Below are 20,104 nucleotides of genomic sequence, written 5' to 3' on the forward strand. Positions count from 1 at the left end.
AATTCTTTCTTATCGTTATTTATGCAATACTCTAATGAGATATTTTTCACTTTTTCTCTTGCTTTTTTATCACTTGCGTAGTAAAGTGATAGTAAGATTCACGATAGGAAGTGATCAAATATGCGTGATAATACGATTGGATCATTAATATGGTTACGTTTAATACGATTTACGAATCAAAGTAATCAGATGTCAAATGAGTTTTTAAAACGTTTTGATTTAACAACGGCTCAATTTGATGTGCTTTTGCAAATACGTACGTATCAGCCGCTAACACAAATGGAGTTAGCTGAAAAGGTAACTGTTACACAAGGCGGTATTTCTCGAATGTTAACTCGTCTTGAAAAAGAAGGATATATTGTACGAAAACAAGATTGGAAAACGAAAACAATTAGTCTGACAGAGCAAGGGGAAGTAGCTTTAGAGAAAGCATTGCCAGAGCAACTTGCATTTCAATCTTCGTTTTTTGATGATGTATTAAATGAAGAAGAGCAGAAAATATTATACGAACTAATGACGAAAGTTCATAAGCATAGCGAAAAAAAAGAATTACCACAAGAGTAATTTTTTTTACGAAATCAATTGACTAATCAAGTGATGTTGTAAGTAATAGAGAGATACATTTGAATTACCGACGTTTTTAGAAGAGAAACTAATACCACTTCATTAAAGGAGAGAGTAATGATGGAAAAATACCGTATGGATACAAGTAAAGGAATGGAATTTGGATTATATTCAATTGGGGATCATGTCTTAAATCCACATAACGGAGAGAAAATTAGTGCTGAACAAAGAATTCATGAATTAATTGAAACAGCAAAGTTAGCGGATGAAGCGGGACTTGATGTATTTGCTGTCGGTGAAAGTCATCAAACGCACTTTACAACGCAAGCTCATACAGTGATTTTAGGAGCTATTGCACAAGCTACAAAAAATATAAAAATTGCAAGTTCAGCATCGATAATAAGTACATCTGATCCGGTACGAGTATACGAGGACTTTGCTACACTTGATTTGATTTCTAGTGGACGTGCAGAAATTGTGGCTGGCCGTGGATCGCGTATTGGGGGATATAGCTTACTTGGTTATGACGTGAATGATTATGAAGAGTTATTTGAAGAGAAGATGGATCTTTTATTAAAAATTAATAAAGAGGAACATGTAACATGGAATGGACAGTTCAGAGCACCGCTTGCGCATGCAGCGGTTATTCCAAGAGCTAAAAACAATAACTTACCAATTTGGCGTGCAGTAGGTGGCCCGCCAGCTAGTGCGATTAAAGCAGGACGTGCAGGTGTACCAATGATGATAACGACACTAGGTGGTCCAGCTATTAACTTTAAAGGATCAGTAGATGCTTACCGTGAGGCGGCTGAGCAAAGTGGATTCAATCCAGCAAGTTTACCCGTTGCAACAACGAGTTTATTTTATACAGCGAAAAATTCCCAAGATGCACTTAGTGAATACTACCCTCACATTAATGCTGGTATGCTTACGCTACGCGGTGGTGGGTATCCGAAAGAACAATTTACAAATGCAATAGATTACCGTGACGCGTTAATGGTTGGTAGCCCGCAACAAATTATTGAAAAAATGCTTTATCAATATGAATTGTTTGGGCAACAACGCTTTATGGCACAAATTGATTTTGGTGGTGTACCATTTGATAAAATTGAGAAAAACATTGAATTAATTGCTACTGAAATTTTACCGGCTATTAGAAAGCATACAGCAAAATAATTTAAAAAATACCGAGAGTCTAACTGATTCTCGGTATTTTTTTATGTATTAATTCAGTTTGGAAAAATGACAAAAAAATGAATTTTTAGTCTAGAAAGAGGGAGGTGTTTTCTATTTTTGAATAACATTATTTCATGTTTGAATTTTGGGAATGCATTTTTCTCTTGACAAAAAAACAGCTGATTTTCTAATTGATTCATAGGACATTTTTTTGGAGGAAAGTCAAGCGTATGAAGAGAAAAATGATTATTTTATTAATATAAAAGTAAGTCTTATATTAAAAAAGCACATTTTATTTATGAAAAAAACTAATTCAAAAAAATTCCAAAAGACATATTTCAGACAAAATGATGTCAATAATACGTCAAAAATCTGCTGAATTTACTATGCAGGAATATTATACAATTCGATTAACGGATAAAACACTACTGAAATAGTGAAAAGGTAAATTTTATGAAAAAGTTCTTTTGTAATTATCTTAAAAACTGAAAATTTATATTTTCTAAAAGTATATAAACAAATTTATCTTTCTATATTTCTAAGATTTGAGTTGTTTTATTAATACAATTCAATCGAAATTACGATATAAAAAATTATGAAGGAAGTGATTGTAGTATGGAAACGCTCGAATTGGCACGAATACAATTCGCATCAACAACGATTTTCCATTACTTTTTTGTTCCGCTGTCTATTGGTTTAGCTTTTATCATTGCGTTAATGCAAACCTTGTATGTGGTAAAGGGACAAGAAATTTATAAAAAGATGACAAAGTTTTGGACACAAATATTCCTTGTAAACTTTGCGGTAGGTGTAGTAACTGGTATTTTACAAGAATTCCAGTTTGGTATGAACTGGTCAACCTATTCACGTTTTGTAGGTGATGTGTTTGGTCCATCACTAGCGATTGAAGGTTTATTAGCATTTTTCATTGAGTCTACATTCTTAGGTTTATGGGTATTCGGCGAGGATAAATTACCGAAGCGAATTCACCTTTTATGTATTTGGCTCCTTTCAATTGGAACAATGTTATCTGCATTTTGGATTTTAACTGCAAGTGCATTTATGCAATCACCAGTAGGATATGAAATGGCAGCAGATGGACGTGCACAAATGAATGATTTCTTAGCAATTATTCAAAACCCACAATTATGGGTACAATTCCCGCATACAATTACAGCGGCAATTGCAACTGGTGCATTCTTTATTGCAGGTGTGAGTGCATGGAAAATAACTAAATCACAAGAAACTGAAGTGTTTAAAAAATCGTTCCGCATTTCTATCATTGTTGGAACACTTACCACTGCGCTAGTATTATTCTTCGGTCATGCGCAAGCACAACAATTAATTAAGACACACCCAATGAAAATGGCAGCAGCTGAAGCGTTATGGAATACGAGTGAGGATCCAGCGCCATTTACAGTATTTGCGAAAATTGATGCAGAGAAGCAAGAAAATTCGTTTGAAATTCAAATCCCTTATATGCTAAGTCTATTATCATATGATAAATTTAGCGGGCAAGTAGAAGGGATGAATCAAATTCAAAAGCAATATGAAGAAAAATATGGGCCTGGAGATTATATTCCACCAGTACACACTATGTTCTGGAGTTTTAGAGCGATGGTAATGAGTGGAACATTTATGCTTCTTCTAGGAGCGTACGGATGGTTCTTATCAAGAAAAGATCGATTAGCTGAAAAAACTTGGTATTTAAAATTAATGGTGTATGCAATTTCACTACCGTTTATCGGTAATACAGTAGGATGGATTATGACTGAAATGGGACGTCAGCCTTGGGTAGTTTTCGGTGTTATGAAAACGGAAGATGCTGTATCTCCAAATGTTACGTTCGGAGAAGTATTATTCTCTTTGGTTTCGTTCACATCACTATATTTAATTATAGGTGGAATTACAGTTTACTTATTCGTTCGTATCATTAAAGGACATGAGAATAAGAAAGCGAAACAGGATTCTCAAAGCCATGATCCATTTGATAAGGAGGATGAGTATGTTATCTCTTAATGAGTTGTGGTTTATTATTATTGCGGTTTTATTCGTCGGATTCTTTGTACTTGAAGGTTTCGATTTCGGTGTAGGTATAGTTTCAAGGTTTTTAGGGGAAAACGATTTAGAGAAAAGAATATATTTAAATACAATCGGTCCATTTTGGCACGCAAATGAAGTATGGCTTGTTTGTGCTGGTGGTGCTATGTTCGCGGCATTCCCGCACTGGTATGCAACTTTATTTAGTGGGTTTTACATTCCTTTTGTGTTTATGCTTCTTGCTTTAATTATAAGAGGTGTTTCCTTTAAATTCCGTGCAAAAATAGACAATCATAAATGGAAAGGTTTTTGGGATTGGGGTATGTTTTTAGGAAGTTTACTACCACCAATCCTTTGGGGAGTTGCCATTGCTAACTTTATGGTAGGTATTCCAATTGATGAGACGAAAAATGCTGTAGGTGGATTCTTACAATTACTTCATCCATTTGCATTACTTGGAGGAGTTATGTTCCTTCTGTTATGTATTGTTCACGGATTGCAATTCCTTACTATACGTACAACTGGTAAGTTAAGAGAACGTGCGCGTATTGCTGCGTTGAAAATTGCACCGCTTGCAATTATAGCACTTCTTATTTTTGCCGGTGTAGGGTTATGGAAGACAGATATATTCACTGGTCATGGTACAGAGTGGATTATGGTTCCGATCGGAGCTTTTGTAGCATTATGTGCGTCAACATTATTAAATAAAAGAAGAAGAGATGGTTGGGCTTTCGTTATGACGAGTTTAACAATTATTTTACTAAGTGCGAGTGTGTTTGCCGGCATGTTCCCACGTGTCTTAATTAGCTCGTTAGGGTCAATATACGATTTAACAATTTATAATGCAGCATCGGGAGATTATGCACTAAAACTGATGACGTATTTTTCAATTGCTATATTGCCATTTGTTTTGGGAAGTCAAATATGGAGTTTCTATGTGTTTAGACAACCTGTTAAGTCAGATAAAGATTTGGAGTACTAATGAAAAGAAAAAGAGGACTTCCATCGTATCCTGGTAGCCGAGTTTTATATGTAGTGTTAACACTCATTAGCATTTTAGAAGCTATAAGTATTATTGCGCAAACAGTGTTTTTAGCGCGGGCTATTACGTTTTTATTTCAAGGAGAAACAGTGCAATCTGTGTTAAATGAAACTGTTTATTTTGGAATCATGTTTGCAGTACGTCACATGCTAGTTAGAATATCGCAAATATTAGTGGAACGTTTCGCTGAAAAAACAGGATCGCTACTGAGAAAACAATTAATAGAGGCGTATTTTACATTAGGTCCACGGTATGTTCAAACTGCTGGAACGGGTCATTTGGTTACCTTATCGATAGAAGGTATTGAGAAATTTAAAACATACATTGAATTAACAATTCCTAAAATGATTAGAAGTAGTATCGTACCGGGGTTAATTGTACTATACGTTTTTACGCTAGATATTGAGTCTGGAATCATTTTAGTTGTAACGATTCCTATCGTAATTATTTTTATGATCCTATTAGGATTAGCAGCGCAGAAAATGGCGGATAGCCAATATGAAACATATCGTGTTCTTTCTAATCATTTTGTAGATACGTTAAAAGGATTAGAAACATTAAAGTATTTAGGTAAAAGTAAACAGCACGAAGGAAAGATTGAAAAAGTAAGTAAAAGATATAGAAAAGCAACGATGCGTACTTTGCGAGTTGCTTTTCTTTCTTCTTTTGCATTAGATTTCTTTACGAGTTTATCAATTGCATTTGTGGCGGTCGGATTAGGGATACGTTTAATAGATGGGACAATTGTACTATTACCAGCCCTTACGATTTTAATTTTAGCTCCGGAATATTTCTTGCCGATTAAACAAGTTGGAGCAAATTATCATGCTACGTTAGATGGACAACTTGCAATGGAGCAAATAGAAGAGATTTTACAGCAACAAAAAGAAATGAGAAAGAAAGAATCTAATGTAGATCTAATATGGAATTCCTCTAGTAACTTGAAATTACAAGATGTAAAAGTAAAGAATGATGAATCGGAAAAAGCTATATTAGAGGGAATTGATTTTACTTGGAAAGGTGCCGGTGCTATAGGTGTAATTGGTGAAAGTGGGGCAGGGAAATCGACGTTAATTGACGTATTAGCAGGGTTTTTAACTCCTTCGGGTGGAAAGCTGATCGTAAATGGTGTGGAAATTGACGGGTCTACTCGTGAAGAATGGCAAAAGAATATTGCTTATATTCCGCAGCAACCTTACATTTTCCCGCTTTCATTAAAAGATAATATTTGTTTCTATGAAACAAATACAACCGATGAAGAAGTGGAAAGAGTTATTAATGAAGTTGGCCTTCGTTCACTCGTTACGTCACTTCCAAATGGGATGTACGAAAGAATTGGAGAAGGTGGACGTATGCTTAGTGGCGGACAAGAACAACGTGTCGCAATGGCGCGCGCACTTTTAAGTAAAAAGCCAATTATTTTATTAGACGAACCTACAGCACATCTTGATATTGAAACTGAATTTGAAATAAAGCAAGCGATGTTACGTCTGTTTGAAGGTAAATTAATATTTCTTGCAACACATCGTCTTCACTGGATGAAACAGATGGATCATATTCTTATTTTAAATAAAGGGGAAATGATAGAAAGCGGAACGTATGAAGAACTTTTAAAGAATGAAGCATTACATTTTCACAGGAAAGAGAGGGGATAGAGATGAGTAACTGGATTAAACCTTATATACAGCAAAATAAAGGTAGAATGACTGTAACTATTTTCCTCGGTCTTCTTGGAGTTAGTTCAGGTGCGATGCTACTTTTCATTTCAGGTTATTTAATCTCTAAATCTGCTCTTAGACCAGAAAATGTAATGGCTGTATATGTTCCTATCGTTGCAACACGTGCGTTTAGTATAGGACAAGCGGTATTTCATTACTTAGAGCGTTTAGTTGGACACGATGTCGTACTACGCATATTAGAAAAGATGAGAACGAAACTATATAGGATATTAGAACCGCAGGCGCTATTTTTCCGTTCACGATTTCAAACGGGTGATATGTTAGGTGTATTATCCGAAGATATAGAGCATTTGCAAAACCTATATTTACGTACAATATTTCCTAGCATATTAGCATTAGTTGTATATAGCATATTCGTACTTGTTATCGGTGCATTTGACGTAGTGTTTGCACTTATTGCAGCATGTATGTTAGCTATTATCGTTTTTCTTCTTCCATTTGTATCCTTGCTTTTAATGAAGCAACATCATGTTACTTTAAAGCAAGGAAGAAACCGTTTGTATCAACAACTAACAGATGCTGTTTTTGGATTATCTGATTGGCAAGCAAGTGGTAGAAAAGATGAATTCATTGATAAATATGTAGAGCAAAATACTCAATTGCTAAAAACGGAAAAAAGAATGAAGCGCTGGAATCATATTCGGGACAGTATCATTCAATTAGTAGTAGGGATTGTAGTCATTTCAATGATCATATGGACTGGAAATGAGGCGGCGAGTGAACAGATTGCTCCAACCGTTATTGCGGCTTTCGTCTTAATGACGTTATCTGTCACAAACGCGTTAATTCCTCTTTCAGATGCTATCGATCGAATTCCATCATATGTAGAATCTGCTCATCGTCTAAATCAAATAGAAGGTAATGGTGTTTTACAGGATGAAAAGGAATTACCTAGAGATAAAGATTATGTTGCACCAAAACATATAGACATTGAATTAAATCATGTATCGTATAGTTATCCAGATAGTAATGAAATTGTATTGAAAGACGTATCATTACAAATAAAAGCAGGAAAGAAAATCGCTATTTTAGGAAGAAGCGGAACCGGAAAATCTACTTTGTTAAAATTGTTAACAGGTGCGCTAAGCCCATTGCATGGTGAAGTTTTATTGAATAGTGAACATGCTCATACGAATCTTTTATCAAAATATATTTCTGTATTGAATCAAAAGCCGCATTTATTCGATACGACAATTGGAAATAATGTGCGAATCGGCAAACCAGAGGCTACGGATGAAGAAATATGGAAAGCTTTAGAGAAAGCACAATTAGCTTCGCATATTGCTTCTCTTCCAGATGGATTACAAACAAAAATGCATGAGATGGGAAAAAGATTTTCTGGTGGGGAAAGACAAAGGGTTGCTTTTGCTAGAACGCTAATGCAAGAAGCACCAATCATTGTACTAGATGAACCTACAATCGGCTTAGACCCAAAGACAGAATTATCTTTAATAGAAACAATGTTTTCTGCAACGGAAGAAAAGACAGTAATTTGGATTACGCACCATCTTGTAGGAATGGAGCATGTTGATGAAGTAATATTCCTTGATCGTGGACAAATTGTGATGCAAGGTAGTCATGAACAACTTCTTAAAGAAAACGAAAAGTATCGTATGCTTTATGAGTTAGACAAAGGAATATAATTTTATTAAGTATGTAATGGAAAAATAGCTACGCCTAATGGTGGAGCTATTTTTTTGTTTTGAAATGAATATTCTATTCTTTTTTAATGATGGATGGCAAATGTATATGATCGTTACGAATGAAAAATGAATTTCATATTATACATATAATGGAGGGGATATACATGAAGGAGCAGTATAAAATTATTGTTTTAAGTGATGAATTATCAAGGGAGAAGATTCAAAATGCATTAGACAAAAATAAATGTAAAACAATCGTTCATATTGTAGACGTTTCAGCTATTGTTCAAATAGAAAATTCTTTTCAATATATAGTCATTTGGAGAGTGGACGCAGAAAAACTTACAAATGAATTGATAAACAGGGGCGTGCAAAGTACAAAAATTATTAATTTAACAAAATACATGTATGAATGGAAGAATAAATTAATTTCTATCTATCAAATAAATCCGGATCTTATGTCTCTATACATTTCTATGAAAAAAGCAAAGAGTGATCCGACGTATGAATTGTTTGCGACGGGCTTGTCTTATCCACATTGTGGCATAAGTACGGAGCTCCTCTCAAAAAAGTCAATAAAATTAACACTTCCATCGCAAGATCTATACTATGATTATTTAATAGCATCACAACTTCTATCAAACGATCATTCCTTTCAATATTGTTTGATAGGAATAGCTTATTTCTCATTTTACTTTGACATGTCGTTATCATCTGAATCATATAGAATTCACAAAGTATATTATCCATTGTTTCAAGACGGTCATCATACTGTCGTTCATTCTCCTCTATCCACTGATGGATTCTCACATCTAAATACTCCGAAACCAATTTTTTCTATTTTTAATTTGCATTTTGAATATATTTTATTAGACGAACTAAAAGATGAATCACTGATACTGCCCTGGATAAATGCTGAATGGAATACTACTCCTCCTCACATTCCTTTTGAAGAACACGGGAAAATAAGAGCAGCTTCACATGCTAAATTGGTATATCCTCATACTTTAGTTGAAAATAAAATGATTTTTAAAACATATTTAGAATTACTTTTAAAACATGATATAAAACCACTAATTGTTGTATTCCCTGTTACTTCACATTATTTCAATTGTAGTAGTAAGAAATTAAAAGAAGATTTTTATAAAGTCATAAACGATTTTCAAGCTCAATATTCTTTTCAAATTATAGATTTATTTGATTCGCCATTATTTTGTGATGAAGATTTTTATGATAGTGATCATATGAATAAAAAAGGTGCAAATAAAATGTCCGTGTTATTAAATATGTTTATTCAAGAACGAAAAGTATGATATTTCGTTTCATGTCTGCATAAAAGTATATAGGCTCCATTCGGTTAAAGTAATGTGATTTTTGTGTCGCGTATATAAATAATATGCGAAGAGGTGAGAGAGTAAAATGAGAACTCGTATTGAAAGAACTGAAGAGGTGGTAGAGCAACTTCCGTTGGTAAGTGTATTAATTCCTACATATAATCGTCCTCGCTACTTTGAAGAGGCGTTATGTAGTGTGCTGGAACAAACGTACCCTAATATAGAAATTATAGTTGGAGATGATAGTACGAATGATGAAACAGAAAAGGTGTTACAAAAATACTTATGTGATCAATCAAATATTATTTATATAAAAAACAGGTCAACTCTCGGACAATTTGAAAATGCGCTCATGTTATTTAATGAAGCGAACGGTGAGTATATAAATTTTTTAATGGATGATGATATCTTTCGTGTGGATAAAATTGAAAAAATGATGAAGTGTTTTTTCAATGATTTAGATAATGAAATCAAGCTTGTAACATCCCATCGTCAAGTAATTGATGAAAAAGGGAAAGAACTACGACATATTTATTCAACTGTCCGTTTATTTGAAGAGGATACGATTATAGAGGGAACAGAATTAGCAAATAGGGTAATTGTGGATCAAAAAAATTATATTGGAGAACCGACAACAGTTTTATTTCGTAAAAATGATTTACAAGAACCGTATGGGATTTTTGATAAGAGGAGGTATCTTTGTAACGTAGATATAGCTTCATGGTTATCTTTATTAAGTAAAGGAAAAGCAGTATATATAGCAGAGACACTGAGTTACTTTCGATTACATCCACATCAACAGTTAAATGAATCTAATAAAATGATGGATGGATTAGAAGATTTTTCACATAGTATTATAGCAGGAGAAAAATATGGTTTCTTATCTAACGAAAAAGAGTTAGATAAAGCGATAACTAATTTTCTAGATTATGCAAGAAAGATAGTTCCATCATCAATATTATATACATTAGACTATTATCAAAAAATTAAAGAAAAGAAAATAAACATAGAAAAGAAAAAACAACATATAAATAATAATTCTCCTTTACCGAAAGTAAGTATACTTATTCCTGCGTACAATAGACCGTATTACTTGGAATTGGCGCTTAACAGCGCTCTGAATCAAACATATGAAAATATTGAAATTATTATTTCTGACGACAGTACAAATAATGAAGTCAATGCTATGATTCAACCGTATTTACGTGAATATGAGTGTATTACATATGTTAAAAATGAAACTCCGTTAGTTGCTGAAAACTTTAATAAGTGTATAGAACTTGCGAACGGGGATTATATAAACTTTTTATTAGATGATGACTTATTTCATCATGAAAAGATTGAGAGAATGATGAAATACTTTTTGACGTTAGAAAATATTGCATTTGTGACGTCTTATCGTGAACTGATTGATGAGAACGGAGAGATATTACCACCCTCAACTTTGAATATGAAAATTGCGAAAGAAACTACACTTTTTGAAGGAAAAGAATTAGGGAATTACATATTGAAAAATTTAAAAAATATAGTGGGTGAGCCGACAACTGTTCTCTTTAATCGGAACTTGTTTGAAGGGAAGTTTGGGTATTTTAAAGGGAAGTCTTATTCTGCTATTAATGACATTGCAACTTGGTTAGATATGATGAGGAAAGGGAAAGTAGTTTATATAAAAGAGCCTCTTAGTTATTTTAGACAACATAGTGGACAAAATCAAAAACAACTGCATTTTATTTTAATGACAATTGAAGAGTGGATTGAATTAATTATAGATGCATATAATAGTGGGTTTTTAAGTTCTGAGAGGGATTATAAAGAGAGCTTATCTTATTGTTTAGAAAATGCGGGATTTATAGTTAAGGATGCAGTAAGAAATGGAGAACTAGATCAAATTTATAATGAAAAGATTAAAAAAGGATTAAACAAGCTAGTTGCTCATATGTTTGAGAAAGAATCTTGTTATTGTCAATATTGCAATCAACAATTTGAAAAATTTTCACCTTGGCCAGCACATTATGATTTTCCGAAATATAAATTTGAGATGTGGAATAAAGATACAGGGATATGTCCAGTTTGTAGTTCAATGGATCGTGAAAGATTGTATCGTGCGTACATTGAAACGGAAACGGACTTGTTAAGTAGAAAATATACTATGCTTCATATTGCACCTGAAGCGAATGTAAGAGATTGGTTTAACGAGTATAAAAATATTACGTATGTATGTGGGGATATAGAACCAAAGGATCCATTAATGAAGGAAATTGATGTTACAAGCATTACATATGATAGTAATACGTTTGATGTAATTTTATGTAGCCATGTATTAGAACACGTTCCTGATGATGACAAAGCAATGCGAGAGTTATATAGAGTTTTAAAGCCAAATGGATGGGGAATTATTCAAGTACCAATCGTAATGAATGTAGATTCTATTATAGAGAATAAATTAATTGTAACACCACAATTGAGGAAATTAGCTTTTGGTCAAGAAGATCATGTGAGAATATATAATCAATCTGGATTCGTTCAACGATTAATGAATGCAGGATTTAAGGTGGAATTATATAACATAGCTGAAAGGCAAGGAATGAAAAGTGCGAGGAAATTGGGCTTATCTGAAACAGATATGCTCTATATTGTCCGAAAATGATAGGAAGGAATAAATAGATATGGAGAATATTCCTTTTTTACGTGCTTCAACTGTACCAGTAATTGAGTATTTGGATGAATTGAAGGAAATTGATACATCGCACATATATACGAATTATGGACCTATAAATCAACGTTTTGAACAAACGATTATGTCGGGATTTTTTCAGAACAGGGGAGCTGTTACAACAGTAGCAAACGCAACGTTAGGGTTAATGGCGGCCATTCAACTTAAGAAAAGAAAAAAAGGAAAGTATGCCCTCATGCCTAGTTTTACATTCCCAGCAACTCCATTAGCGGCTATTTGGTGTGGATTGGAACCTTATTTTATTGATATTTCAATAGAAGATTGGTATATGGATAAAACAGTACTTTTGGATAAGATTGAAGAATTAAAAGAAGAGGTTGCGATTGTTGTCCCGTACGCAACGTTTGGCTCATGGATGAACTTAGAAGAATATGAAGAATTAGAGAAGAAGGGGATTCCGGTTGTCGTAGATGCGGCACCGGGATTTGGATTAATGAATGGAGGGATGCATTACGGTCAAGATTTTAGTGGAATGATCGTATATAGCTTTCATGCAACAAAGCCTTTTGGAATTGGTGAAGGAGGGCTCATATATAGTAAAAACGAAGAAGATATACAACGTATTAAAAAAATGGGGAATTTCGGATTTGATACAAATCGTGAATGTACGATGATGGGGTTTAATTGTAAAATGTCTGAATACGCAGCCGCTATTGGGATTGCAACTATGAAAAAATGGGATGGAAAATTAAAAGAACGCACCCGTATTTCTGAATGGTATAAACAGTTGTTACAAAGTAATAGATTAATGAAAAAAGGATGGAAACTCCAAAGGACAAAAGCAGTTATTCAACAATTTATGCCTATTCTTTGTCCGGAAGAAGTTCGCAACATACAAGTAATAGAAGAATTGAAAAAACAGAAAATAGAAGCTAGATTATACTTTTCGCCATCATGCCATCAACAAGTTTTTTTTAGAAATTATAAGTCTACAGATTTAATAGAAACGAATAAAATAGCAAAACGAATAGTAAGTTTGCCTTTATGGGAAGGGATGACGAAAGAAATAGTAGAACAAATTGTAATCTGTTTAGGACAGAAGGTGGTGTCGGCAGATGAATAGTTTTTATAGTCAAGAAGAGCTAAAGAAAATTGGATTTTTATCTGTTGGGAAAAATGTATTGATTAGTAAAAAGGCAAGTATATATAATCCAGGTGTTATATCAGTTGGTAATAATGTAAGAATTGATGATTTTTGCATTTTAAGTGGCAAAATCACAATTGGAAGTTATTCGCATATATCAGCGTATACAGCGTTATATGGAGGGGAAGTTGGGATTGAAATGCATGACTTTGCAAATATCTCAGCTAAAACAATCGTATATGCAGTACTAGATGATTTCAGTGGAAATACTTTAATGGGGCCAACTGTCCAGAAGCAATATAGGAATGTGAAAACAGAAAAAGTTATTTTAAAAAAACATGCGATTATTGGTGCTGATTCTATTATTTTTCCAAATGTAACTATAGGAGAAGGCACGGCAGTAGGTGCGATGAGTATGGTGAAAGAGAGTTTAGAAGATTGGTATATTTATGCTGGAGTTCCCGTAAGAAAAATAAAACCTCGTCAAAGAAAGATGCTAGAGTTAGAAATTGATTTTTTAAAAAACATTCATTCTTAACAAAAAGAATGAATGTTTTTTATTTTTATGGTGTAGCAGAGTGTGTATCTTAACTTATTATGTTTTAAATTTTGCTGACCAAGGCAATACTGAGCCATAGTGAATGTAAAGTTGGAGGGCGAGCGTATATGTTTGATGAGGATGGGATTGTTTTAATTATGGAACCGGCTGATGAAAGAAACTGGAGGAGATTTATTTTTTCAGTACCAAAGTCAGTGTATGAAAAGAAAGGGCTTACATTACACTATGGAACAGCTATAGGACAAGGGTATACGGATATAATTGAAGATATTATTAGCGTACATATAGAAGTAGATGTTGTAACAGTAATCGGGCATGTAAGAGGGTAAATAGCTATTTGAAAAAAGGTTATAAGTAATTTAGCTAGAAGTTAGGATAGAGAAACTTACAGACAATTATAAAGACGAAGGGAGCCTAAAATGAAAATAAAATCAATTTTATTAGTATTTATAGTTACAATTGGTTTGATGGGATGTTCACTAGTTGAACAAGGAAAGAACTCCATAGATTATGCTCAAAAAGCGACAGACTATGTAAATGAAATAAGTGCGTTTGCAAATGATGCACCAGCATTAGCTGAAAAGGCCGTTAATAATAGCGAAGCTCGAAAAGAATTAGAAACGAAGCTTAGTGAAATTAAACAAGATATACCCGCTTTCAATGAATTAACGCCACCTGATGTAGCAAAGGATCTTCATCAGCAAATCGTCGGATATAATGAAAAGCTAAATACGTTAATTGATACGGCGATGACAAAGATAGAAGAAGGGAAAGTGGATGTAGAGCAATTTAAAAACTCTGAGCTTATGCAGACAGTAGATCAAGTTCGAGATTTGAAAGATAAGATACAAAATTTAGGGCAATAATGAAAAGCTCCGGTTGTAATAACGGAGCTTTTTTATATTTTCTTCCTATGGTATAAGTATTTTTTATCACGCTGTTTGCCGGTTAGTCCAATTGGTGAGGGCTGATTAAAATTTCACTTTATATCTTCCATTTTTCTAAAATATGTATTGTTTTTTTAGTTGCATCCATTTTCACTTGAACACCTATAGGTATAGTGATCATCGGATGGGTATGACAGCAATCAAAGTCAGCTAGTAAAGGAATTCTTTGGTTTTGCAGTACTTCTAAAAGTATTTCGTAAGGTTTGCGATTTGAACCACAATCATCAAATTGCTCATGCTTTCCAAGAATAATACCTGAAATTTTATCAAATACACCGTTAATTTTAAGTAATGAAAAGCTTCTTTCAATAGTAGCTGCATCTTTTGAGCTATCCTCAATAAATAGAATATCTCCTTCTTGAATACACGGCATAAAAGAGCTACCCAAAATTCCTTGTATTGTATTTAAGTTGCCGCCAATTATCCGTCCAGTAGCTTGTCCGTTTGTTACGGAAATCCAATTATTTGGTCTAAGTTCTTTTTCTTTCGTTTTCTCTTCCCAATTAATAAATTCGTCTGACCAAAATAAAGGTTGTTTTATGCTGTAAGGAAGCGCTTGATCATGCAGTAATGTTTCTGCAAAATATTTGTATGTATCATCTACAAAAGGCTGGAATTCTCCAAAGGAGGGAACGAGTGCCGGACCGTAAAATGTAGGGATTCCTGTTTTTGCATAAATTCCTAGTAATAAAGCTGTTGCATCTGAATAGCCAATCATTATTTTAGGGTTATTTTGAAAAGCATCATAATCAATATAAGGTAATAAGGAATTAGAATTTAGACCGCCAATTGTTGACATAATACAGGATACATTAGGATTTCTTATTAAAGCATTCAGTTCCTCAGCACGCTCTTGTATACTACCCGAACGATAATAATCATATCGACCTGTTAGTGAACCTTCTAATATATGAAATCCTTTCTGTTGTAAGTAAGATTTCGCTCGTTCAAATCTTTTGGGAGAAGTGTAGGTTACTGGAGAAGAAGGTGAGTAGATCCCAATTGTGTCTCCGTATTTTAATGATTTTGGAAGTAGCATTTGTATAAATCCCTTCTATTTAAATAGTTTATTCGCGAGATTTTGTAATTGAATATTCTTATATTTCGGTGTTTTTATTGTAACATAAATACATTGAAATAATAATTGCAGTAGATGAATAAATATGCTTTTTACCTTGACGATATTAAGGGAAAGTTGTTATGGTTGAATGTGAGTGTATAAAAGGGTTACTAAAGGAGTTTTGAAATGAAGCAGTTAAAATGGGGAAGGGTAACGATCCTATTAGTTATTATTTTAGGGGTATGTTGGTTCTTATTCCAAGGAACTCAAAAGAGTACAGCAAGTGTAGAGGGACCACCTTTACAAGTGGCAGAACTACCTGAAACAGGATTAACTGAAAAAGTAGTACCACCAAAGTACATACCACCGGAAATTGATGCAAAAGCAGCTATGATTATCGATGCGAGTGATGGAGATATTATTTATCAATATAATGAAAATGAAGCTTTTGCACCAGCTAGCATGTCAAAGATGATGACAGCGTACCTTTTATTAGAAAATGTACATAATGGGAAAGTTCGCTGGGAAGATCCGGTGAAAATGAGTGCGAAAGCGGCACAAACAGAAGGTGCGAGAATCCCAGTTCAAGTGAATGACACATTGACTGTTAAAGATCTGTTCCATGCATTAATGATTGAATCAGCAAATAATTCGGCTGTGGCGTTAGCGGAACATATGGCAAAAACGGAGAAAGATTTCGTTCAACTTATGAATGCAAAAGCGAAACAGTTAAAAATGTCGGATTATGCTAAATTCGCAAATGCATCAGGACTACAGGAACCTGATGGAAGTGAGACGAAGATGACAGCTGCTGATGTAGCAAACTTGGCATATCATCTTATAAAAGATTATCCAGAAATATTAGAAGTAACTCACTTACGTCAAAGTCAGTTAGCATTTAATAATATTAATGTTATAAGTACAAATGATATGTTAAACAAAAATAATAAAGCTTTATATATAGAAGGAATAGACGGATTAAAAACAGGATTCACAGATAGCGCAGGGTATTGTTTCACGGGAACAGCAAAACAAGGGGATACTCGTATTATTACAGTTGTAATGGGAACGAAAGGTAAAACGAAGCGTTTTACAGAGACAAATAAGCTAATGTCTTATGCATTTGGCTTAGTTAAGTAAGTAAAATATTGAGTTAGATCATTATATAAGAAAGGCAATTTGTTGTTACGTATGATCAGTAACAATAAATTGCCTTTTTATTTTTAGCATTATGAAATAAAAAGGTAAAATATGTGAGTTTTATTATTTGAGTTTAGTATTGTTTGTTGATATTATAAAGTTAGAAACTTATTAATGATAAGTTTCGAGAGGCGTAATGTGAAGTATACATATGAAAAAGCCTCAAATGAAAATTGGAGGGAATTATGATGGCAAAAGATTTTTACTCAGCAATTGAAGACCGAAGATCTATCTATGCGATTAGTAAAGAGCAAGTAGTTTCTGATGAAAAAATTCAAGAAGTGATTTATCATGCTGTAAAACATACACCTTCAGCTTTTAACTCTCAGAGCGCTCGCGTTGTCGTCTTGCTAGGAGAACAACATGATAAGTTATGGGATATTACGAAAGAAACGTTACGAAAAATTGTACCTGAAAATAACTTTGCATCTACTGAAGAAAAAATGAATGCATTTAAAAGTGGTTATGGAACGGTTCTATACTTTGAAGATAGTCAAGTGGTGGAAGAACTGCAAGAAAACTTTGCATTATACAAAGAGAACTTTCCAATTTGGTCTCAGCAATCCTCAGGAATGTTACAATTTGCAATTTGGACAGCTTTAGAAATCGAAGGATTTGGTGCTACATTGCAGCATTACAATCCATTAATTGATGAAGAAGTGAGAAAAGAATGGGAAGTTCCAGAAAGCTGGAAGCTTACTGCGCAAATGCCGTTTGGTAAACCAGTGGTACCTGCAGGTGAAAAAGAATACCAACCATTAGAAAACCGTGTAAAAATTTACAAATAATGTAGGAACGATAAAAGGTGAACAGGGATACAACCTGTTCACCTTTTATAAGTAATAAGGATTTTTTTGATAGGAATTTTTCATCTGATTTTTTAATTCATTTTTACGTGTTTCAATAGTTGATACTTTTTGTAAGGTGATAATTGAAACGAATTGAAAAAAAGCATAGTATAGTTCAATATTTTTATTTATAGGATCATCTATTATGTTTTTCATAAATATACCTCCTTTTTGATTTCACTATTTAGGGGCAATAAGATTTCCATCTCAAAATTCAATGTAACCGACCTGTGAAAGTTCGATTGGTTTCAGTGTAGGGTAAATAAAATTTGAATGGATTAAAATACTACTGTATATATGATAATATAAATATCCTGAAAATTCCATAGGTAGTGAAAAGTAGGTAGCTGAAAGTGTATTTTCGTCAAATTAGAACAGGATTTTTGAAGTTAAATCTTACAAATCGTCAAATCTTTTAAAAGCGATAGATAGTATCAAAAATAGTTTTCTAAAAATATTATACTATTGATAAAAAAAGTATTTTTTGTCATGATAAGAGTATGCTACATGGAAGGAACTTTACTAGAAAATACATTCTTTGCATTGTATTAGATTCATAGAGTTTTTTAAAGTGGATAGAAAATGTATATTAAGATAATGAGTGAGATGTCGAATTTTCGATGAGACACATAAGAAATTTGAAAAAATCATTGCAAAAGCATTAAGTTTAATGGTAAAGTTCACATGAAGTTCACACGGAATTCACTTCATTCATTTAAAATGAACTCTGTGTGAAAAATAAAACTCTTGCTAAAAAATGGAACTTAATGAATATTTTACTTTGATAATATTGTAAAGTATTAAGTTTAGAAGTTTTTTTAAGAGGATAGTAGGGAAAGGAAGTAAAGACAACTTATGAAAAAAGTAATTGCAGGTTTAGCAGCAGCTTCTGTAGTAGGTGTTGCAGTTCCAGGTATGGATTCTGCTCAAGCACAAGTTTCAAACGAAGCGCTAAAAGAAATTAATGGACAAACTCAAACGACTGTAACTGAAACAAAAACTGTAGAAACAAAATCTGATTTAAAATACACAGTAACTGCTGATGTATTAAATGTTCGTTCAGGTGCTGGTACAGGACATAACGTGATTTCTAAAGTAAAATCAGGTCAAGTACTACAAGTAATTGGACAAGAAAACGGTTGGTTCAAAGTAACTGTAAACGGTCAAACTGGTTATGTAAGTGGTGACTTCGTAACGACTGGTGGTAAAACAGGAACTACTGTTCAACAAGGAACTGGTACTTACACAGTAAACGTTTCTTCACTTAACGTACGTACAGGCCCAAGTACATCTCATACAGTATTAGGCTCTGTAAATAAAGGTAAAACAGTACAAGTTGTTGGTGAAGTACAAGATTGGTTTAAAATCAACTTCAATGGTGGAACTGGATACGTAAGCAAAGACTTCGTAACAAAAGGTGGTTCTGCTGTATCTAACCAAACACAACAACCAACTACAAACAACAATACTACTACAGTTCAAACTGGTGGTTCTTATGTTGTTAACACTGGTGCTTTAAAAGTACGTACAGGCCCAGCTACATACAACGCTGTAATCGGTGGTGTAACAAACGGTACAGTATTAAACGTTACTGGCGCTGAAAATGGTTGGTACAAAATTAACCATAACGGCCGCACAGGTTACGTAAGTGCAGACTTCGTTAAGTTTGTAAAAGGCGGAGTAAACAACGTTACAAATAACGTTCAACAACCAGGTAAAGACGTACAACAACCAACAACTGGTGGAGATACATCTTCAATCGCTGGATTCGCTAGATCTTTAAATGGTTCACCATACAGAACTGCTGGTACAACACCTGCTGGTTTTGACTGCAGTGGATTCATTCACTATGTATTAAATCAAACTGGTCATAAAGGCGCTCGTCAAACAGTTGCTGGATACTGGAGCTCTAAAACAAAAACTAGCAATCCACAACCAGGTGATTTAGTATACTTCCAAAATACTTATAAATCAGGTCCTTCTCACATGGGTGTTTACTTAGGAAACGGTCAGTTCATTAGTGCAGAAACTGATGCAACTGGTGTACGTATCAGTTCTGTAAGCAACTCTTACTGGAGCAAGCACATGTTAGGTTACACAAAAGCATACTAAGAAAAAGTAGTTTTATATACTT

17 protein-coding genes are annotated in these 20,104 nt (G+C 33.7%); 15 read left to right on the top strand and 2 right to left on the bottom strand.

What is annotated here, in order from left to right:
• Positions 1 to 120 precede the first annotated feature (120 nt).
• From DN390_RS29775 to DN390_RS29830, 12 genes are all read left to right on the top strand, one after another.
• The gene (locus DN390_RS29775) at positions 121 to 564 is read left to right on the top strand and encodes a MarR family winged helix-turn-helix transcriptional regulator (RefSeq protein ID WP_060630473.1); all 444 of its coding nucleotides are present in this window, start codon (positions 121 to 123) and stop codon (positions 562 to 564) included.
• 120 nt (positions 565 to 684) lie between these two features.
• A complete protein-coding gene (locus DN390_RS29780; RefSeq protein ID WP_098952071.1) occupies positions 685 to 1,740 on the top strand; it encodes an LLM class flavin-dependent oxidoreductase in 1,056 nt (351 codons plus the stop codon).
• Positions 1,741 to 2,355: 615 nt separating this feature from the next.
• On the top strand, positions 2,356 to 3,759 hold the full coding sequence (cydA, locus tag DN390_RS29785; RefSeq protein ID WP_060630475.1) for a cytochrome ubiquinol oxidase subunit I: 1,404 nt from the start codon (positions 2,356 to 2,358) through the stop codon (positions 3,757 to 3,759).
• Entirely contained in the window at positions 3,746 to 4,762 is a 1,017-nt protein-coding gene (gene cydB / locus DN390_RS29790) for a cytochrome d ubiquinol oxidase subunit II (protein WP_016088315.1), read from the top strand. Before cydA ends, cydB begins: the two co-directional genes overlap by 14 nt.
• Positions 4,762 to 6,477: a thiol reductant ABC exporter subunit CydD gene (cydD, locus tag DN390_RS29795; RefSeq protein WP_147809282.1), complete on the top strand. Its 1,716-nt coding sequence runs from the start codon at positions 4,762 to 4,764 to the stop codon at positions 6,475 to 6,477. The genes cydB and cydD overlap by 1 nt, the downstream gene beginning before the upstream one ends.
• Positions 6,478 to 6,479: 2 nt before the next feature.
• Positions 6,480 to 8,204 (top strand): thiol reductant ABC exporter subunit CydC, encoded by a 1,725-nt coding sequence (gene cydC / locus DN390_RS29800; RefSeq protein WP_147809283.1) that lies wholly within the window; start codon positions 6,480 to 6,482, stop codon positions 8,202 to 8,204.
• 164 nt (positions 8,205 to 8,368) lie between these two features.
• Complete coding sequence (locus tag DN390_RS29805) at positions 8,369 to 9,517, top strand: hypothetical protein (protein ID WP_098952062.1); 1,149 nt, start codon at positions 8,369 to 8,371, stop codon at positions 9,515 to 9,517.
• 106 nt (positions 9,518 to 9,623) lie between these two features.
• On the top strand, positions 9,624 to 12,185 hold the full coding sequence (locus DN390_RS29810) for a glycosyltransferase (RefSeq protein WP_147809284.1): 2,562 nt from the start codon (positions 9,624 to 9,626) through the stop codon (positions 12,183 to 12,185).
• 19 nt (positions 12,186 to 12,204) lie between these two features.
• Positions 12,205 to 13,335, top strand: a complete 1,131-nt coding sequence (locus tag DN390_RS29815; protein ID WP_147809285.1) for an aminotransferase class I/II-fold pyridoxal phosphate-dependent enzyme — start codon at positions 12,205 to 12,207, stop codon at positions 13,333 to 13,335.
• A complete protein-coding gene (locus DN390_RS29820; RefSeq protein ID WP_147809286.1) occupies positions 13,328 to 13,894 on the top strand; it encodes an acyltransferase in 567 nt (188 codons plus the stop codon). Before DN390_RS29815 ends, DN390_RS29820 begins: the two co-directional genes overlap by 8 nt.
• Positions 13,895 to 14,022: 128 nt before the next feature.
• Positions 14,023 to 14,244, top strand: coding sequence for a hypothetical protein (locus DN390_RS29825; RefSeq protein WP_033691611.1), 222 nt, complete (start codon positions 14,023 to 14,025; stop codon positions 14,242 to 14,244).
• A gap of 90 nt (positions 14,245 to 14,334) precedes the next feature.
• Positions 14,335 to 14,781: a DUF6376 family protein gene (locus tag DN390_RS29830; RefSeq protein ID WP_147809287.1), complete on the top strand. Its 447-nt coding sequence runs from the start codon at positions 14,335 to 14,337 to the stop codon at positions 14,779 to 14,781.
• A gap of 118 nt (positions 14,782 to 14,899) precedes the next feature.
• On the opposite strand, the gene DN390_RS29835 is transcribed toward DN390_RS29830, so the two are convergent.
• The gene (locus tag DN390_RS29835; RefSeq protein ID WP_147809288.1) at positions 14,900 to 15,901 is read right to left on the bottom strand and encodes a S66 family peptidase; all 1,002 of its coding nucleotides are present in this window, start codon (positions 15,899 to 15,901) and stop codon (positions 14,900 to 14,902) included.
• Positions 15,902 to 16,108: 207 nt separating this feature from the next.
• On the opposite strand from DN390_RS29835, the gene DN390_RS29840 reads away from it, so the two are divergent.
• Complete coding sequence (locus DN390_RS29840) at positions 16,109 to 17,062, top strand: D-alanyl-D-alanine carboxypeptidase family protein (protein ID WP_060630483.1); 954 nt, start codon at positions 16,109 to 16,111, stop codon at positions 17,060 to 17,062.
• A 245-nt stretch (positions 17,063 to 17,307) separates the two neighbouring features.
• Positions 17,308 to 17,910, top strand: coding sequence for a nitroreductase family protein (locus DN390_RS29845; protein ID WP_176524209.1), 603 nt, complete (start codon positions 17,308 to 17,310; stop codon positions 17,908 to 17,910).
• A 45-nt stretch (positions 17,911 to 17,955) separates the two neighbouring features.
• Here the strand turns inward: DN390_RS29845 and DN390_RS29850 are convergent, their stop codons facing one another.
• Positions 17,956 to 18,126 (bottom strand): hypothetical protein, encoded by a 171-nt coding sequence (locus DN390_RS29850; RefSeq protein WP_060630485.1) that lies wholly within the window; start codon positions 18,124 to 18,126, stop codon positions 17,956 to 17,958.
• Between the two features lie 699 nt (positions 18,127 to 18,825).
• Between DN390_RS29850 and entFM the strand changes: the two genes are divergently transcribed.
• Positions 18,826 to 20,082 carry an enterotoxin EntFM gene (entFM, locus tag DN390_RS29855; RefSeq protein ID WP_147809289.1) on the top strand — a complete coding sequence of 419 codons (1,257 nt, stop codon included), beginning with the start codon at positions 18,826 to 18,828 and terminating at the stop codon, positions 20,080 to 20,082.
• The last annotated feature ends 22 nt before the right edge of the window (positions 20,083 to 20,104 follow it).

The organism is Bacillus sp. SH7-1, assembly GCF_008042405.1.
GTDB lineage: Bacteria > Bacillota > Bacilli > Bacillales > Bacillaceae_G > Bacillus_A > Bacillus_A thuringiensis_N.

What these genes read in the sequence shown, in the direction of transcription:
- DN390_RS29775 (WP_060630473.1), top strand. Translation starts at nt 121, where the DNA reads ATGCGTGATAATACGATTGGATCATTAATATGGTTACGTTTAATACGA.
- DN390_RS29850 (WP_060630485.1), bottom strand. Translation starts at nt 18,126, where the DNA reads ATGAAAAACATAATAGATGATCCTATAAATAAAAATATTGAACTATAC.
- entFM (WP_147809289.1), top strand. Translation starts at nt 18,826, where the DNA reads ATGAAAAAAGTAATTGCAGGTTTAGCAGCAGCTTCTGTAGTAGGTGTT.
- DN390_RS29780 (WP_098952071.1), top strand. Translation starts at nt 685, where the DNA reads ATGGAAAAATACCGTATGGATACAAGTAAAGGAATGGAATTTGGATTA.
- DN390_RS29810 (WP_147809284.1), top strand. Translation starts at nt 9,624, where the DNA reads ATGAGAACTCGTATTGAAAGAACTGAAGAGGTGGTAGAGCAACTTCCG.
- DN390_RS29840 (WP_060630483.1), top strand. Translation starts at nt 16,109, where the DNA reads ATGAAGCAGTTAAAATGGGGAAGGGTAACGATCCTATTAGTTATTATT.
- cydA (WP_060630475.1), top strand. Translation starts at nt 2,356, where the DNA reads ATGGAAACGCTCGAATTGGCACGAATACAATTCGCATCAACAACGATT.
- DN390_RS29835 (WP_147809288.1), bottom strand. Translation starts at nt 15,901, where the DNA reads ATGCTACTTCCAAAATCATTAAAATACGGAGACACAATTGGGATCTAC.
- DN390_RS29820 (WP_147809286.1), top strand. Translation starts at nt 13,328, where the DNA reads ATGAATAGTTTTTATAGTCAAGAAGAGCTAAAGAAAATTGGATTTTTA.
- DN390_RS29825 (WP_033691611.1), top strand. Translation starts at nt 14,023, where the DNA reads ATGTTTGATGAGGATGGGATTGTTTTAATTATGGAACCGGCTGATGAA.
- cydD (WP_147809282.1), top strand. Translation starts at nt 4,762, where the DNA reads ATGAAAAGAAAAAGAGGACTTCCATCGTATCCTGGTAGCCGAGTTTTA.
- DN390_RS29830 (WP_147809287.1), top strand. Translation starts at nt 14,335, where the DNA reads ATGAAAATAAAATCAATTTTATTAGTATTTATAGTTACAATTGGTTTG.
- DN390_RS29815 (WP_147809285.1), top strand. Translation starts at nt 12,205, where the DNA reads ATGGAGAATATTCCTTTTTTACGTGCTTCAACTGTACCAGTAATTGAG.
- cydB (WP_016088315.1), top strand. Translation starts at nt 3,746, where the DNA reads ATGTTATCTCTTAATGAGTTGTGGTTTATTATTATTGCGGTTTTATTC.
- cydC (WP_147809283.1), top strand. Translation starts at nt 6,480, where the DNA reads ATGAGTAACTGGATTAAACCTTATATACAGCAAAATAAAGGTAGAATG.
- DN390_RS29805 (WP_098952062.1), top strand. Translation starts at nt 8,369, where the DNA reads ATGAAGGAGCAGTATAAAATTATTGTTTTAAGTGATGAATTATCAAGG.
- DN390_RS29845 (WP_176524209.1), top strand. Translation starts at nt 17,308, where the DNA reads ATGATGGCAAAAGATTTTTACTCAGCAATTGAAGACCGAAGATCTATC.